We start from the raw sequence: 15467 nt of genomic DNA on the forward strand, positions 1-15467 counted from the left end.
GTATAGGAGTGTCCCACGCATTGAAACCTGCTTTCTCCCCTTTTATAATAGGGAAAGAGCCGTGGATTTGTTTACGGAGGTGTGATGATGAACAAAACGGAACTGATCAATAAAGTAGCGGAAGCTACTCAAATGACCAAAAAAGACGCTGCAAAATCCGTTGAAGCAGTTTTAGATGCGATTACCGCAGCTCTTCGTGAGGGTGACAAAGTCCAACTCATCGGCTTTGGCAATTTTGAAGTGAAAGAGCGTGCCGAGCGTAAAGGCCGCAATCCGCAAACGGGTGAAGAAATCACGATTCCTGCATCCAAAGTACCTTCTTTCAAAGCCGGTAAACAACTTAAAGAAGAAGTAAACAAGTAAGCAGGATTGAATGGATCTCGGGACTACATAAATACCTGCAGAAAAAGGCCTCTTTACGAAGGGGTCTTTTTCGTTTTTGCGATTGAGCCGTGATTATTTGTGGTATAATGATTCGAGATAAAAATTGATTTCTTGCTTTACTGCAGATGAGGATGGAGGAACAATGATGGTTGATCATCGAAAAATTGAAGAAGCAGTGCGCATGATTTTGGAAGCGATTGGCGAAGATCCGAACCGCGAAGGTCTAATCGATACACCGGCACGTGTAGCCCGTATGTATGAAGAAATTTTTTCCGGACTGAAAGAGGACCCGAAGAAACATTTTTCTGTCATTTTCAGTGAAGATCATGAAGAGCTTGTCCTGGTGAAGGATATCCCGTTCTTCTCCACCTGCGAACACCATTTGGTTCCTTTCTTTGGCAAGGCGCATGTTGGATACATTCCCCGTGGAGGCCGTGTAACCGGATTGAGCAAACTGGCCCGTGCCGTTGAAACCGTCACCAGGCGTCCGCAACTTCAAGAACGCATCACCTCGACTGTGGCTGACTGCATCGTGGAGAAGTTGGATCCGCATGGTGTAATTGTCGTGGTGGAAGCTGAACATATGTGCATGACGATGCGCGGGGTGAAAAAACCGGGCTCCAAAACAATCACCTCCGCTGTCAGAGGTGTATTTGCCGAAGACGCGGCTGCTCGGGCGGAAGCGCTTAGCCTTATCGGATTAAAATAAAATTTTTAATAAACCTCTTGACACTTTCCCTTACCCGTTATATACTCATAATTGTCATCAGGCGATGGCAAAAAGTTGATACTTGACGGGCTATGGCGCAGCTTGGTAGCGCGCTTGCATGGGGCGCAAGAGGTCGTCAGTTCAAATCTGGCTAGCCCGACCAAAGGAAAGACTCTTCCTCATGGAAGGGTCTTTTTCTATGCATCTGTGTATTTATTCTATGTTAAACTATGTCTGAATTGAATTTGGGAGGGATTTCTTTGCAAGGATCTCATGCTGATTATATTGTGATTAAAGCCAAGGAAAATGGCGTCAATGTAATCGGATTGACCAGGGGGAAGGATACGCGCTTCCACCATTCCGAAAAACTGGACAAGGGTGAGGTCATGGTCGCGCAGTTTACAGAGCACACCTCAGCCATCAAGATTCGGGGCAAAGCGGTGATTATCACTCCTTTTGGCCAAGTGGAAACAGACAACTGAAAAAATGTCCCCGCCGGTCGTGCATGTTTTCCGGCTCGCACCGATACAATGGTGACAAGAGATCGGTGTAAGGGGAGATATGCGTGAAAACGTTCGCAATCCGGATGATGATGGCTGTCTTTGCCGCCGCTTTTCTGGCCGCCAGCGTGTCCGTTTTCCCGCTCTTCTACCAGAAGAAAGAGAATAAAAAGAGGGAAATTCCTGTTTTCAAATCCTCAAGTAAGCAGCTGCGAGCCGAGAATCTGGTTGATTTTATTAGGGACAGGCATTTTCAATTAACAGTGAAGAAAGTTGATTTGCAAAGGAATTTCCTCTTTTTGGAGCTTTCTCAGGAAAGAGTGAAAGAACCATTGATGTACCAGGAGATTTTGGCGTTGCTGAAGGCGGCGTTTACAGAAACAGAAAATATTGATCAAGTCCGCTTGTTCGTGCATCGGAATGACGGGGCGGACTTTTTGCTAACCGCCACCAGGGAAGAATTTAACAGAGATCCGGGACAGAAAAGAGCTGAAAAACAGCCGCCGGAGAAATATCTCAAATCGATGTTTCACGTGATCACATCCCCTGAGTGATGGAAAACAGCGGAAGAATGCCTATCTCCCCCAAAAGTATGATATACTAATCGCAGTGTTTGATCTTAAGTCCTCATGGGGGAACGTTTTTATGGCATGCGTACATAAAAAAGAGCTGAGAGAAATATTAGAGCAAATTGAAAAACATGCAGAAAATTCATATGTTCGGCAACAAATCGGGAGGCCAGATATCCCTGTTTTTTTTGTGCGCGTTTTGTATTTGATGTTACATGCGTACCAGCTGGAAAAAGAGAAAATTGCGCTGTACACGATTGCGACGACTTTGCTTAAAATGGGAATCGACTTGCACGAAACGGTGGAGACCAGTGCTCCCGAAGCGCTGCCCGGACAGCGAAAACAGCAGGTGACGGTATTGGCGGGGGATTATTACAGCAGCTTGTTTTACTATTTGCTGGCCAAAGAGAAGGAAACGGATGTGATCCATTGTTTGGCCGGGGCCATCTGTCGCATCAATGAGTGGAAAATGTCATTGCATCAGATGCGAAAAGCAGGGGCTCCCCTTACCGCGGAAATGGTCAAGCGGATCAAATCGATTTCGAGTGAACTGATTGCGGCATTGGCCGATTTTTTTCATGTTCGGAAAGGGTTTGCCTTTTCATGGCGGCCGGTTGCAGAAGAACTGCTCCTGTATGAAGAACTCCTGCGCTTTCCCGGACTCAGCTCAACGGAAAAACTTTTTTACTTGGAACAGAGCCGTTCGTCCTTGACCAACCTGTTGAACGGCTGGCCGGATTCGGAAAGCAAAGGCCAATTGGAAGAACTGGCCAAAGAGGTGTACGATAGCGTCGACAGGGGAGCCTGTCTGAAAGAGAGTGGTCAAGCATGAATGTTCGCGGGGAAGAAAAGACGAAATTTGTTCATGAGGTTTTCGAAAGCATCGCCAAAAATTATGACTGGATGAATACATTGCTAAGCTTCCGCATGCATAAGCTTTGGCGAAGATTTGCGATGAAAAAAATGGCGGTGAAGCCAGGGGATACCGCATTGGATGTTTGTTGCGGCACCTGCGACTGGACCATCTCCTTGGCGAAGTCATCCGGAACCGGACGAATCGTCGGCCTTGACTTCAGCGCAAACATGCTGAAGGTCGGGAAAGGGAAAGTGGAAAAGGCCGGATTGGACGGACAGGTGGAACTGATTCAGGGCGATGCGATGCAACTTCCTTTTCCCGATCATACCTTTGATCATGCCACGATCGGGTTTGCCCTTCGCAATGTTCCCGACATCGTCCAGGTATTGAACGAGATGAAACGGGTGGTAAAACCGGGAGGGCAAGTGGTTTCCCTGGAGCTTTCCAAACCGTCCTGGCCTCCTTTTCGCGCCGTATATTACCTGTATTTTGAGCGGATTTTGCCGCTGCTCGGAAAATGGTTTGCGGGCAGCTATGAACAGTATCGCTGGCTGCCGGAATCGCTGATGCAATTTCCCGGATATCATGAGCTGGCCAGGATCATGGCTGAGGATGTAGGATTGCAGGATGTTCAGGTCTATCCCCTCTCCGGCGGAATTGCGGCGCTTCACATCGGGCGCAAACCAGAGGTGGAATAGAAGGAAAGCAAGGTGGTTAAGGTGCTGAAAAAAATTAGGATCGTACTTGAAATGATTAAGTTTGAACACACCATTTTTGCACTGCCGTTTGCCTACATGGGGGCGGTTCTGGGCAGTCTCGAAGTGCGCGGTCATCTTCCGACCTGGGCGGAAATCGGCTGGGTTACATTGGCGATGGCAGGAGCAAGAAGTGCGGCGATGGCTTTGAACCGCTTGATCGACCGCCATATTGATGCCAAAAATCCGCGCACCGCAAACCGGGCCATTCCGGCCGGACTGGTTTCGGTTCCGTTTGTGTGGGGGTTTGTCATCGTTTCGTTTGCACTCTTGTTTCTGGCTGCATTCCAGTTGAATATGCTTGCGGTGGAATTGTTGCCGGTTGCTGTCTTTTTCCTGGTTTTTTACTCCTACACCAAGCGTTTTACCTGGACATGCCATTTTTTCTGCGGAATTTCGTCGGCGTTGGGGTCGCTCGGCGGATGGGTGGCGACCACGGGAGAAATCGATATGCTCTCACTCATTCTGTTTGCCTCCGTGGCATTATGGATCGGTGGCTTTGATGTGATCTATGCCTGCCAGGATTTGGAGTTTGACAGACAGGAGCGGCTTTACTCGCTTCCTGCCCGGTTTGGAATCAAGCGGTCGCTTTTTATTTCCGCATTGATGCATGTCGGTACCGCTGCCGGACTGATTGCCCTTTTGCTGCTGGGTGATTTGGGCTTGTGGTATGGCATCGGTGTGGTGATTGCCCTGATTATCCTCTTTTATGAGCATTCCATTGTTTCCGCTGATGATTTGTCCCGATTGAATACTGCCTTTTTCACGATGAACGGGGTTCTCAGCGTGATTGTTTTCGTCTTTACCATGCTCGATGTGTTAATCAGATAAGGCATCTGGTGTTTGGAGCCGGTTATTTCAAGAACGTTGCTGAGCAATTGCGATTACCGTAATGTTAAGGGATGCAGGGGTTGGTCTTGTCAGTTTTTGAATGGTGATTGTCCTTTAGCATGCGTTAACAGGGTGAAACGGATGAACTTGCAAGAAATTTATCTCAATCTGAAGAATGACTTAGAGCTGATCGAAAAAACGCTGACTGAGGCCATTCAGACCAGCGAGCAAATGTTATATGATTCGTCAAGCCATTTGCTTACAGCGGGCGGAAAGAGGATGCGCCCTGTTTTTGTTCTGCTGGCCGGTCATTTCGGGCGATATGACATTGAGAGATTGACAAAAGTGGCCGTGGCCTTGGAACTGATTCATATGGCCACACTGGTACATGATGATGTGATCGATGATGCCGATACCCGCAGGGGGAGACGAACGGTCAAAGCGGAATGGGATAATCGCGTCGCCATGTATACCGGTGATTATATCTTCGCCCGCGCTTTGCAGAAAATTACGGAGTGCAGGCCGCATGAAGTGCAGGCAATTTTGGCGACGGCGATCAACCGCATGTGCCTGGGGGAGATTGACCAAATGGCCGATTTGTTCAGCGAGTCGCTCTCTTTCAGGCGTTACCTGCGCCGGATCAAAAGAAAAACGGCGCTCCTGATGGCCACCAGCTGTTACTTGGGCGCGTATGTGAGCGGAGCGGAGCCGCGCTATATTCGTTCCCTTCAGGCGTATGGCTATTACGTGGGGATGGCGTTTCAGTTAACCGACGATGTGCTCGATTTTGTCGGAAACGAAAAAGTCCTGGGCAAACCGGCCGGAAGCGATTTGCGCCAGGGCAATGTGACCCTCCCGGTTATTTATGCGCTGGCCAAAGCAGGAACTTCAGATAAGCAAAAAATCACGGATTATCTCCGTTCCGGCGGGGGAGAAGGCAACTTGCCCGCGATTTTGGATCTGATCAAACGGCTGGGCGGAATTGAGTATACGCTGGATTTGTCCCGGCGGTATATGAAGAAAGCGATGCAATGTCTGTCGCTTTTGCCCGAATCGCATGAGCGTGAATCATTGCGACTGATCGGGGAATTTATCGTCAGCCGCTCATACTGAAAAGTGATATTCGGGTGCTGCCCGAGGGTGAAAGTTTTGGCAGAACCGGGAGGGGTGATGCCCCGCTGACCATCCGTTTGAAATAGCAGGGAGGTTTAGGGGCATCAGACACCACCTGCAACATATTTTCACAAAAATAAGGGAATTGGTTGCGTTTTCATTTCGATCTCTGTTACAATTTGGTGTGGTTACCTGGATTCAGGTGCATGCATCGATACATAGCAGTATGGGGGATTCATTTATGGAAAAAACGTTTATCATGGTTAAACCGGATGGAGTTCAACGCGGGCTGATCGGGGAAGTGGTTGCCCGTTTTGAAAAAAAAGGATTCCAGCTGGTGGCAGCAAAGTTGATGTCCGTATCAAGCGAATTGGCGGAACAGCATTATGCTGAACACAAAGAAAAGCCGTTTTTTGGAGAATTGGTTGATTTTATTACCTCGGGTCCTGTCTTTGCCATGGTGTGGCAAGGACCGAATGTGATCGCCACCGCCCGTCAAATGATGGGCAAAACCAATCCGTCTGAGGCACTGCCTGGGACGATTCGCGGCGACTTCGGGGTCAATGTGGGCATGAATATTATCCATGGGTCGGATTCCCAGGCGAGTGCAGAAAGGGAAATCGCCCTTTGGTTTGACGAAGCAGAACTCCTGTCCTACGAAAAAACGATTAACCGCTGGATTTGAAAATAAAAAGCACGGTTCACACGAATCGTGCTTTTTTTGGTTGGCAGGATTATTTTTTGATTTCTTTGACCATATTGGTAACAGAAAAAAGGATCGTTGCTTAAGAAGGAGGTGGACATCCTCTGCCTGCTGTCAACCTGCAAGTGTGCGGGTGATTTTTCGGTTCAAGCAGGCGGAAGGCAATATGGATATTCCGATGAGCCCCGACGAAGTGACCAAGCGAATCAAACATTTAAAACAGCAGGGAGTTTCCCTCAGCAAGAAAAAAGTAAAACAAATGGACCCGGAATTGATGCAAAGCGCCCTGTATTATTATCCCAGCTGGGACCACGCCGTCACCAGCAGTTTAAATATCAAACAGTAAGACCTGTAATCTCCTTCAGCCGGCTTTTTTGCCGGTTTTTTATTATTGACCGCGAACTTTTTTCAATTTCATCTCCCATCCCCTTTTTTTCTGTGTTATGATAACTATCAAATTTCAGGTCAAAAGAGTTGAGACAGAGAGGAAGATTTGAGATGAGATATTTGACCGCTGGAGAATCACACGGGCCACAGCTGACCGTGATCATTGAGGGATTGCCGAGCCATTTGCCTTTTGCCAAGGAAAAAATCGATTTTGAACTGGCCAGGAGACAAAAGGGGTATGGCCGGGGACGGCGGATGCAGATTGAAAAAGACCAGGTGAAAATCATGTCGGGCGTGCGTTTTCAGCAAACGACAGGCGCTCCGGTTACCCTGGTGATTGAGAATCGCGATTTTACGCATTGGCAAAAAGTGATGGGGGTTGATCCGATTCCGGAAGAAGCGGAAAAAAGGCGGATTTCGCGGCCTCGTCCCGGGCATGCCGATCTCAATGGCGCGATCAAATACGGCCACCGCGATCTGCGGGATGTTCTGGAGCGTTCCAGCGCGAGGGAAACGGCGGCGCGCGTGGCTGTCGGTGCGGTTGCCCGCCTGATTTTGGAGGAATGCGGCATCAAACTTGCCGGTCATGTTCTGCGGATCGGGGATGTTGCGGCGGAACCGGTCGATCTGCCGCTGGAGGAAATGAGACGGGTGGCTGAGGATTCGCCGGTGCGTTGCCTTGATAAAAAAGGGGAGCAGGCGATGATGGAAGCGATTGACCGTGCCAAAAAAGAAGGAGATTCCCTGGGAGGGATCGTTGAAGTGGTGGTCGAGGGGGCTCCGGTCGGTTTGGGCAGTCATGTCCACTGGGATCGCAAGCTCGATGCCCGCATCGCTCAGGCGGTTGTCAGCATTAATGCGTTTAAAGGCGTCGAATTTGGGCTCGGATTCTCCATGGCTTCCCTTCCGGGATCAGAAGTTCATGACGAAATTATGTGGGAGGAGGGGAAAGGTTTTTACCGCGCAACGAATCGCCTCGGCGGATTTGAAGGCGGGATGACGACCGGCGAACCGATTATCGTGCGCGGGGTGATGAAGCCGATTCCCACCCTGTACAAACCGCTGAAAAGTGTGGATATCGATTCCAAAGAACCATTTGAGGCCAGCATTGAGCGCTCTGACAGCTGCGCCGTTCCCGCAGCCTGTGTCGTGATGGAAAATGTGGTCGCATGGGAAATCGCCAATGCCCTTTTGGAAAAGTTCCCGGCTGACACGATGATGGAATTGACAGAACAGGTGAAGCGCTATCGGGAAAGGACGGCCCAATTCTGATGAAAACGTTGACGGTTTCCTTGGAACGGACATCTTATCCCATCTACATTGGCTCGGGCACGTACCAGCAATTGCCTGCTTTGCTCAAGAAACATGGCGTGAGCCGGGATCGCACCATCATGCTGGTCAGCGACACCCATGTTGGTCCGCTTTATACCGGGAAAATCCAGGAAATATTGCAGCAGGCTGGTTACCGGGTCGGTCTCAGTCTGATTCCCGCGGGAGAAGAGAACAAAAACCTGAAAGAATTTGAACGGGTGATTGGAGATTGCCTTCGATTCGGGTTGACCCGGCGAAGCGTGATCTTGGCTTTGGGCGGCGGTGTGGTCGGCGATTTGGCGGGATTCGTCGCGGCCAGCTATATGCGCGGGATTCCCTTCGTTCAGCTCCCCACTTCGCTGTTGGCTCATGACAGCAGTGTCGGAGGAAAAGTGGCGGTAAACCATCCATTGGGAAAAAATTATATCGGTGCTTTTCATCAGCCGCTCATGGTCGTCTTTGATGTGGATACATTAAAAACCCTGCCCCAAAAAGAGGTCGTTTCCGGCTTCGCGGAGGTGCTAAAACACGGCCTGATCTGGGATGAATCTTTTGTTTCCTGGCTGGAAGATCGTGCCGGGGAACTGCTTGGCTTGGAAACCGAACCGTTGATCGAAGCGATTTACCGCGGCTGTCAGGTGAAAACGGCGGTTGTGTCCCAGGATGAGCGGGAGGCAGGAATCCGGGCGATTTTAAATTACGGGCATACAATCGGCCATGCACTCGAAGCGGTATCCGGTTATCGCACCTTCACGCACGGAGAAGCGGTCGCCATCGGAATAGCCGGTGCGGCGCGCCTGAGTGTAAAGGTCGTCGGAGCCTCTCCCGCGCTGGTGGAACGCACGGAAGCGCTGCTCCAGGCATTTTCCCTGCCGGTGCGCATGGAAACCACCTGGCCGGCAGAAGATTTGCTTGAAGCGATGAAACGCGATAAAAAAGTGCAGAGCGGAGAATATACATTTGTGCTTTCCCCGCAGATCGGACGTGTCGAATTGGTGCGCGGAGTCGCCGAAGAACCGATTCGCGAGGTGTTGAAGGAGCTTCGCCGGGCATAAGGATGATTATCCGGACGGCAGTGAAATTGGGTTATTGACAGAAAAACACAAGTTCGATACAGTTTTAGATGAGACGAGAAAAAGAAAATCATTCAGTTTGTGAGAGAGTGTTTTTATTTTACCTTGTTTTGTACATTTCAGAGGGTTTAGTTTAGCTGAGCAGAGAATGGATATAGCGTAGTTTGAGCTGAGTGGAGGCTGTTCACATATATTTTCGCCAGAACCAAAGCAGCTCTGCTTTGGTTTTTATTTTTCCTCCATTCTTCCCCTATATCCTTTCTCTCTTCTTGCCGACAGAAGAGGAGGGAGTTCATTGATTTACCCCGATTTGCAGGAGGCCGTGAAACTTGCCAGAGATTTTTCGGTCATCCCTGTTTGCAAAACGGTTCTTGCCGATACGGAAACCCCGATTCGATTATATGATCGTGTAAAAGATCAGCCGTACTCTTTTTTGCTTGAAAGTGTTGAAGGTGGAGAAAGATGGTCGCGCTATTCGTTTGTCGGCTCATCCCCGTGCCGGGTGATTAAGAGCCGGGAAGGGCGAATGGCGATTCGCGACCAGAGAGGGGAACGAACAGCGGTCACTTCCGATCCGCTTTCCGACTTGAACGAACAACTGGCCGCGTATCGTTCCCCGGTATATGACGGGTATCCGCCGTTTTTGGGAGGGGCGGTCGGATATTTCGGCTATGAAATCGTCCGCTTTTTTGAACCGGCCCGTCCAGTGGCAAAGCAGGCCGGTCTGGAGAATTCCGCTTATGATCTTCATTTTATGGTGATGGATCGCTTGCTGGTGTTTGATCATCTCAAACAAGAAGTGATTTTTATCCAGCACTTGCAGGTGCCAAAGAACGGCTCGCAGGCCGAATTAAGGGAGCGATACGAAGAGACGGTCAAAGACTTGGAACGCTGGGCAAACGAGCTTCTCAGTAAGCCCGTTTCCGCCACCTTCAGCGGTGTCACCATCGACCGTGAACCGGTGGATTTAAGCAGCGTCACGGCCAATCTCAGTAAAGAAGCGTATGTGAAGATGGTGGAAAAAGCGAAGGAATATATTCGCGCCGGGGATTTGTTTCAAGTGGTTTTATCGCGGAAACTGACGTGGGCGCCGGCTCCCGACCCGTTTGAAGTATACCGTGTATTGCGGGTGCTCAATCCTTCTCCGTACATGTATTATTTGCGGCTTGGCGAGGAAACGATTGTCGGGACCTCTCCGGAATTGCTGGTGCGGGTAACCGGCGGGCGCGCAGAGACCCGACCGATCGCCGGCTCAAGGCCCCGGGGCAAAACGGCGGAGGAAGAGAATCGATTGTTGGAAAATTTGCTGGCCGATGAGAAGGAACGGGCGGAACACGTGATGCTGGTCGACCTGGGACGGAATGATTTGGGCCGGGTTGCTGACATCGGCAGTGTGACGGTAACGGATTTTATGACAATCGAAAAGTATTCTCACATTATGCACTTGGTCTCCCATGTGGAGGCAAAGCTGAAGGAAGGGAAAGTCCCTGCCGACGCGTTTCGCGCCTGCTTTCCGGCCGGAACCTTATCCGGGGCTCCCAAGATCCGGGCTATGGAGATAATCAGCGAGTTGGAACCCGATTTGCGGGGGGTTTACGGCGGAGCCATCGGTTATCTCAGTTTCACCGGAAATTTGGATACATGCATCGCCATTCGTACGATTTATTTTCACAAGGGACAGGCGACGGTGCAATCCGGAGGCGGCATCGTGGCGGATTCCGATCCGGAGCTGGAATTGCAGGAATCGGTAAATAAAGCGATGGGGATGCTCAAAGCACTGGAACTTGCCGCAAAAAGGACGGTGGGGCTGTCGTGTTGAGGGATTTGCTCAGAAAGATGGTGGAAGGAAAGCATTTAAGCAGACAAGAAGCCCGTCAGGCGATGGAGGAAATGATGAACGGAGAGGCTACTCCCGCTCAGATGGGCAGCTTTTTAACCTCCCTGCGCATGAAAGGGGAAACGGCAGAAGAAATCATCGGGTTTGCCCAGGGACTGAGGGCCCGGATGACCGGATTTGAAGGGGAAATTTCCCATGCGGTCGATACGTGCGGAACCGGCGGGGACGGAGGACAGACATTTAATATCTCCACCGCAGTCGCTTTTGTTGCCGCTGCGGCCGGCGTTCCGATCGTGAAACACGGAAATCGCGCTGTTTCCAGCAAGAGCGGAAGTGCCGATGTATTGGAAGCGCTGGGGATCGAGATTCATCACAGTGCTAAAGAAGCGGAGTTGATGTTGCAGGAAACGGGAGTTTGCTTCCTGTTTGCCCCGCTGTACCATCAGGCGATGAAAAATGTGATGCCCACTCGTACGGAACTGGGATTTCGCACGATTTTTAATCTGCTCGGTCCCCTTGCCAATCCGGCTGGTGTGCAATATCAGCTGCTCGGTGTGTACGATCCGGAATTAACGGAGAAAGTGGCCTGTGTCCTGCAGGAACTGGGGACGAAAAAGGCGCTTGTCGTGGCCGGACTGGACAGATTGGATGAAATTTCTGTTTCGGCTCCCACCCGAATCAGCGCTCTTGACGGAGACAAGGTGGTGACTTTTGAAGTAATTCCGGAAGACTTCGGGATATCCAGGTCGCCGATCACCGCAGTCAAGGGGGGGACGGCACAGCAGAACGCGGCGCTGATTGCGGATATTTTCAGCGGGAGACGGGGAGCTCCGCGCGATATCGTCCTCTTGAATGCGGGTGCGGCCCTGGTCGTGGGCGGCAAGGTGTCCACTTTGACAGAAGGGGTTCAGATGGCCCGGGAAACCATCGATTCAGGTATGGCGGCAAAAAAACTGCAACAAGTGATTCGGATGTCACGGGAGGTACGCTATGTTTCTTGAAAAAATCGAAGAGTGTAAAAGGGCGGAAATCGCCAAACTGCGGGAACGATTCGGCAAAGAGGATTGGGATCGTGCGCGGCGGATGCCGCCAGGTCGTTCTTTGCAGGCGGCCCTGAGCAAGCAAACCGGACTTTCCCTGATTGCCGAGGTGAAACCGGCTTCTCCTTCAAAAGGAGTGATCCGGTCGGAGGTGAATCCGGTTCAGGTGGCCAAAGGGTATGAAAATGGAGGAGCGGCCGCTGTTTCCGTGTTGACGGACGTTTCCTTTTTTTACGGAAATCCGGAATCGCTCCGAGCGGTAAAAGAAGCAGTGCAAATTCCGGTGCTTCGCAAAGATTTTATTCTCGATCCGCTTCAGGTGCTGGAGAGTAAATTGCTGGGAGCCGATGCGATTTTATTGATCGTGGCTCTGCTGGAGGAAGACCGGTTGCAGGAATTAAGCTCGATTGCTCACCGTCTGGAGATGGAAGTGCTGGTCGAGGTGCACGCAGAAAAGGAGATCCCGGCTGCGACCCGGTGCGGGGCGGATGTGATCGGCATTAATAACCGCAATTTGCATACGTTTGTCACTGACCTTGCCACCACTGAACGTTTGCGGCCGCTGATATCCGCTTCGGTTCCGGTGATCGGGGAAAGCGGCGTTTTCTCCATCGGAGACGCGAAGCGCATGCTGGCCGCCGGCGTGGACGGATTGCTCATCGGTGAATATTTGATGCGGCAAACTGATCCGGGGGCAGCAGTTAAGGAATTGATCGAGGGTACACGGTATGAATAAAAACATTTCTCTTAAATTTTGCGGTTTTTTTGCTGAACCGGATGTGGAAAAGGCCGTTCAATTTGACATTGATGCGATCGGATTCATCCTTGTCCGCGGCCGAAAGCGTTCGGTTGAACGGGAAATGCTGCCGAAACTGGTGCGCAAGGTTCCGGCCGGAATCTGGACGGTTGGTGTGCTGCAAAACCCGTCTCTCAGGGAGATGGAAGAATGGCTTTCCGTGGCTCCCTTAAGCGCCATTCAACTGCACGGTGAAGAAACGCCGGAGTTTTGCCGCACGGTGAAAAAAGCATTTGGCGTGCGGGTGATTAAAACGTTTCATGTTACCGGCCGCATTGCCGGCGAAGAGCGAATTGCCCAATATGCGCCGTGGATTGATGCGGCGCTCCTTGATACCGGAACGTCGGGAGGAAGCGGTCAGGCTTTTGACTGGAATCAGATTCCGCCTTTTTATGAGGAGTGCCGGAGGGCGGGAGTCCCGCTGTGGGTGGCAGGCGGTTTGAATGTTCGGAATGTCAGGTCGCTCATCACGCGTTATCCGTTGGATGGCGTTGATGTTTCCAGCGGGATCGAAGCAGATGGAGGAAAAAAGGCCGAATTGATGGCAAAGTTTGCGGAAAGGGTGAAGCGGAATGAAGACAGATGAAAAACTGGGCGGTCAGGGGAAGGCGACGACGTGGAGATTTGGCCCTTTCGGCGGCCGTTTTGTGCCGGAAACGACGATGAATGCGCTGATCGAATTGGAGCAGGGATTTCGCGAAGCCTTGGCAGATCGCGAGTTTATGAACAATTGGAGAGAGAGGCTTGAGGAATATTCCGGCCGCCCCACCCCGCTCACATTTGCAGAGCGGCTGACCGATTATGCCGGAGGAGCCCGCATCTACCTGAAACGCGAAGACCTGAACCATACGGGCGCCCATAAGATTAATAATGCCCTGGGCCAGGCGTTATTGGCCAAACGGATGGGCAAAAAGAAACTGATTGCGGAAACCGGTGCCGGGCAGCACGGGGTGGCTACAGCGACCGTCGCTGCCCTGCTCGGACTTGATTGCGAAATCTATATGGGCGAAGAAGATGTGAAAAGGCAGCAGTTAAACGTGTTTCGCATGGAATTGCTGGGGGCCAGGGTGGTTCCGGTAACTTCCGGTACCCGGACATTAAAGGATGCGACCAATGAGGCGCTAAGGCAATGGGTTGCCCAGGTGGATCGCGCCTACTATCTGATCGGTTCTTCCGTTGGACCCCATCCTTATCCGTTGCTGGTCAAAATGTTTCAGCGGGTGATCGGGGATGAGACGCGGGCGCAACTTTTGGCTGCCGAAGGAAGGCTGCCCGATGATGTAGTCGCTTGTGTCGGGGGTGGAAGCAATGCGATTGGGATGTTTACCGCATTTGTGGAGGACGAGACGGTTCGCCTGCACGGAGTCGAAGCGGCGGGAAAAGGTGTTGATACTTCCTTCCATGCTGCTTCTTTAAGTAAAGGCCGCCCCGGAGTTTTGCACGGGATGTACAGCTATTTCCTCCAGGATCAGCACGGACAAGTGACACCAGCCCACTCGATATCCGCCGGTCTCGATTATCCCGGTGTGGGTCCTGAACATGCTTTTTTGAAGGAAACGGGCCGCGTTCGCTATACCTATGCCACCGATGAAGAGGCGCTTGATGCCGTGGGGCTTCTCTGCCGGACGGAAGGAATCCTGCCTGCGCTCGAATCGGCGCATGCCGTGGCGGAAGCGGTCAAAATCGCCCGTAAGCGGAGCAAAAATGAAATAGTGGTCATCTGTTTATCCGGCCGCGGCGATAAAGATGTGGAAACCATCAGCAGCGCAGGAAGGAGGAGCGGAGAATGAATCGCCTGACAGAAGCATTTCAGCGCAAAGAAGAAGTCCTCATTCCATTTATCTCTTGCGGGGATCCGAGTTTGGACGTTACCCGTGAACTGATTCACTGCCTGGCTGAAGAAGGCGTGCTGGCGATTGAACTGGGGGTTCCTTTCTCAGATCCGATAGCGGATGGCCCGGTGATTCAAGCGGCTTCCGAACGGGCGCTCGAAAATGGGGTAACGCTGGTCGATGCCCTGGAAATGGGCAAAAAAGTAAGAGAAGACGGAGTGGAAGTTCCGCTTATTCTCTTTACTTATGCAAATCCCGTTTTTCAATACGGGCTGGCAGCGTTGGTTCGCGATGCGGTCGCTGCCGGATTTGACGGGATCATCGTACCTGATCTTCCGTTTGAGGAAAGTGAGGAATTAAGGCAGTACGGGCAAAAAGCGGGACTGGCTGTCATCCCGTTGGTCGCTCCGACTTCCAGACAGCGGATTGCCGATATTGTCGCTTCGGCACAAGGGTTTGTTTATTGTGTGTCGTCGCTCGGCACAACCGGGATGCGACACGGATTTTCCGGGGAAGTCGATGAATTTTTGCAGACGGTGCGCTCATTGAGCCCGGTTCCGATCGCGATTGGGTTTGGGATTTCGGAATCGAAGCACGTGGCTCATTTCCGGAAACGGACCGATGGCGTTGTCGTGGGAAGCGCTTTGGTTAAACGGATTGGAGAGCTTCAATCGTCACTTGTTTCCGAGAACAGCCGAAAGCGGGCACTAAGCGAAGTGAAAGCATTTGTCAGACAGCTGAAAACGGAGTAAGATAGAGGGAAAAAAAGAG

Annotated in this window: 18 protein-coding genes and 1 tRNA gene; all 19 read left to right on the forward strand. The window is 51.3% G+C overall.

The annotated features are described in order from the left end of the window. Window positions 1-87: 87 nt before the first annotated feature. The 19 genes from I8U17_RS09485 (at window position 88) to trpA (ending at window position 15448) form a co-directional block, all read left to right on the forward strand. Window positions 88-363: an HU family DNA-binding protein gene (locus I8U17_RS09485; RefSeq protein ID WP_033101435.1), complete on the forward strand. Its 276-nt coding sequence runs from the start codon at window positions 88-90 to the stop codon at window positions 361-363. Between the two features lie 163 nt (window positions 364-526). Beyond that, entirely contained in the window at window positions 527-1093 is a 567-nt protein-coding gene (folE, locus tag I8U17_RS09490; protein WP_033101434.1) for a GTP cyclohydrolase I FolE, read from the forward strand. Between the two features lie 86 nt (window positions 1094-1179). After that, a tRNA-Pro gene (locus I8U17_RS09495) sits at window positions 1180-1256 on the forward strand. 97 nt (window positions 1257-1353) lie between these two features. Then, entirely contained in the window at window positions 1354-1575 is a 222-nt protein-coding gene (gene mtrB / locus I8U17_RS09500; protein WP_033101433.1) for a trp RNA-binding attenuation protein MtrB, read from the forward strand. An 83-nt stretch (window positions 1576-1658) separates the two neighbouring features. Beyond that, window positions 1659-2147: a hypothetical protein gene (locus I8U17_RS09505; RefSeq protein ID WP_033101432.1), complete on the forward strand. Its 489-nt coding sequence runs from the start codon at window positions 1659-1661 to the stop codon at window positions 2145-2147. Window positions 2148-2238: 91 nt separating this feature from the next. Further along, window positions 2239-2994, forward strand: coding sequence for a heptaprenyl diphosphate synthase component 1 (locus I8U17_RS09510; RefSeq protein ID WP_052154284.1), 756 nt, complete (start codon window positions 2239-2241; stop codon window positions 2992-2994). After that, window positions 2991-3716 carry a demethylmenaquinone methyltransferase gene (locus I8U17_RS09515; RefSeq protein WP_033101431.1) on the forward strand — a complete coding sequence of 242 codons (726 nt, stop codon included), beginning with the start codon at window positions 2991-2993 and terminating at the stop codon, window positions 3714-3716. The genes I8U17_RS09510 and I8U17_RS09515 overlap by 4 nt, the downstream gene beginning before the upstream one ends. A 21-nt stretch (window positions 3717-3737) precedes the next feature. Beyond that, window positions 3738-4604: a UbiA-like polyprenyltransferase gene (locus I8U17_RS09520; RefSeq protein WP_198054939.1), complete on the forward strand. Its 867-nt coding sequence runs from the start codon at window positions 3738-3740 to the stop codon at window positions 4602-4604. A 141-nt stretch (window positions 4605-4745) separates the two neighbouring features. Continuing rightward, a complete protein-coding gene (locus I8U17_RS09525) occupies window positions 4746-5717 on the forward strand; it encodes a polyprenyl synthetase family protein (RefSeq protein ID WP_198054938.1) in 972 nt (323 codons plus the stop codon). Between the two features lie 241 nt (window positions 5718-5958). Beyond that, window positions 5959-6402, forward strand: a complete 444-nt coding sequence (ndk, locus tag I8U17_RS09530) for a nucleoside-diphosphate kinase (protein WP_198054937.1) — start codon at window positions 5959-5961, stop codon at window positions 6400-6402. Window positions 6403-6586: 184 nt separating this feature from the next. Further along, on the forward strand, window positions 6587-6766 hold the full coding sequence (locus I8U17_RS09535) for a hypothetical protein (RefSeq protein ID WP_033101486.1): 180 nt from the start codon (window positions 6587-6589) through the stop codon (window positions 6764-6766). Window positions 6767-6918: 152 nt separating this feature from the next. Further along, a complete protein-coding gene (gene aroC, locus I8U17_RS09540) occupies window positions 6919-8079 on the forward strand; it encodes a chorismate synthase (protein WP_033101427.1) in 1161 nt (386 codons plus the stop codon). Continuing rightward, entirely contained in the window at window positions 8079-9173 is a 1095-nt protein-coding gene (gene aroB, locus I8U17_RS09545) for a 3-dehydroquinate synthase (protein WP_198059326.1), read from the forward strand. Before aroC ends, aroB begins: the two co-directional genes overlap by 1 nt. Window positions 9174-9486: 313 nt before the next feature. Beyond that, entirely contained in the window at window positions 9487-11010 is a 1524-nt protein-coding gene (gene trpE, locus I8U17_RS09550; protein WP_198059327.1) for an anthranilate synthase component I, read from the forward strand. Then, entirely contained in the window at window positions 11004-12029 is a 1026-nt protein-coding gene (trpD, locus tag I8U17_RS09555; RefSeq protein ID WP_033101424.1) for an anthranilate phosphoribosyltransferase, read from the forward strand. Before trpE ends, trpD begins: the two co-directional genes overlap by 7 nt. Continuing rightward, window positions 12019-12804: an indole-3-glycerol phosphate synthase TrpC gene (gene trpC / locus I8U17_RS09560; RefSeq protein WP_198054935.1), complete on the forward strand. Its 786-nt coding sequence runs from the start codon at window positions 12019-12021 to the stop codon at window positions 12802-12804. The genes trpD and trpC overlap by 11 nt, the downstream gene beginning before the upstream one ends. Then, entirely contained in the window at window positions 12797-13450 is a 654-nt protein-coding gene (locus tag I8U17_RS09565) for a phosphoribosylanthranilate isomerase (protein ID WP_033101422.1), read from the forward strand. Before trpC ends, I8U17_RS09565 begins: the two co-directional genes overlap by 8 nt. Continuing rightward, a complete protein-coding gene (gene trpB, locus I8U17_RS09570; protein WP_198059328.1) occupies window positions 13437-14654 on the forward strand; it encodes a tryptophan synthase subunit beta in 1218 nt (405 codons plus the stop codon). Before I8U17_RS09565 ends, trpB begins: the two co-directional genes overlap by 14 nt. Beyond that, window positions 14651-15448 (forward strand): tryptophan synthase subunit alpha, encoded by a 798-nt coding sequence (trpA, locus tag I8U17_RS09575; RefSeq protein ID WP_033101421.1) that lies wholly within the window; start codon window positions 14651-14653, stop codon window positions 15446-15448. The genes trpB and trpA overlap by 4 nt, the downstream gene beginning before the upstream one ends. Window positions 15449-15467: the final 19 nt, after the last annotated feature.

The sequence above is a fragment of the Thermoactinomyces sp. CICC 10521 genome (assembly GCF_016055135.1).
GTDB classification, from domain to species: domain Bacteria; phylum Bacillota; class Bacilli; order Thermoactinomycetales; family Thermoactinomycetaceae; genus Thermoactinomyces_A; species Thermoactinomyces_A daqus.

Coding starts and splice junctions, on each gene's coding strand:
- I8U17_RS09485 (WP_033101435.1), top strand. CDS start 88: ATGAACAAAACGGAACTGATCAATAAAGTAGCGGAAGCTACTCAAATG.
- folE (WP_033101434.1), top strand. CDS start 527: ATGATGGTTGATCATCGAAAAATTGAAGAAGCAGTGCGCATGATTTTG.
- I8U17_RS09510 (WP_052154284.1), top strand. CDS start 2,239: ATGGCATGCGTACATAAAAAAGAGCTGAGAGAAATATTAGAGCAAATT.
- I8U17_RS09515 (WP_033101431.1), top strand. CDS start 2,991: ATGAATGTTCGCGGGGAAGAAAAGACGAAATTTGTTCATGAGGTTTTC.
- I8U17_RS09525 (WP_198054938.1), top strand. CDS start 4,746: ATGAACTTGCAAGAAATTTATCTCAATCTGAAGAATGACTTAGAGCTG.
- ndk (WP_198054937.1), top strand. CDS start 5,959: ATGGAAAAAACGTTTATCATGGTTAAACCGGATGGAGTTCAACGCGGG.
- I8U17_RS09535 (WP_033101486.1), top strand. CDS start 6,587: ATGGATATTCCGATGAGCCCCGACGAAGTGACCAAGCGAATCAAACAT.
- aroC (WP_033101427.1), top strand. CDS start 6,919: ATGAGATATTTGACCGCTGGAGAATCACACGGGCCACAGCTGACCGTG.
- aroB (WP_198059326.1), top strand. CDS start 8,079: ATGAAAACGTTGACGGTTTCCTTGGAACGGACATCTTATCCCATCTAC.
- trpC (WP_198054935.1), top strand. CDS start 12,019: ATGTTTCTTGAAAAAATCGAAGAGTGTAAAAGGGCGGAAATCGCCAAA.
- I8U17_RS09565 (WP_033101422.1), top strand. CDS start 12,797: ATGAATAAAAACATTTCTCTTAAATTTTGCGGTTTTTTTGCTGAACCG.
- trpB (WP_198059328.1), top strand. CDS start 13,437: ATGAAGACAGATGAAAAACTGGGCGGTCAGGGGAAGGCGACGACGTGG.
- trpA (WP_033101421.1), top strand. CDS start 14,651: ATGAATCGCCTGACAGAAGCATTTCAGCGCAAAGAAGAAGTCCTCATT.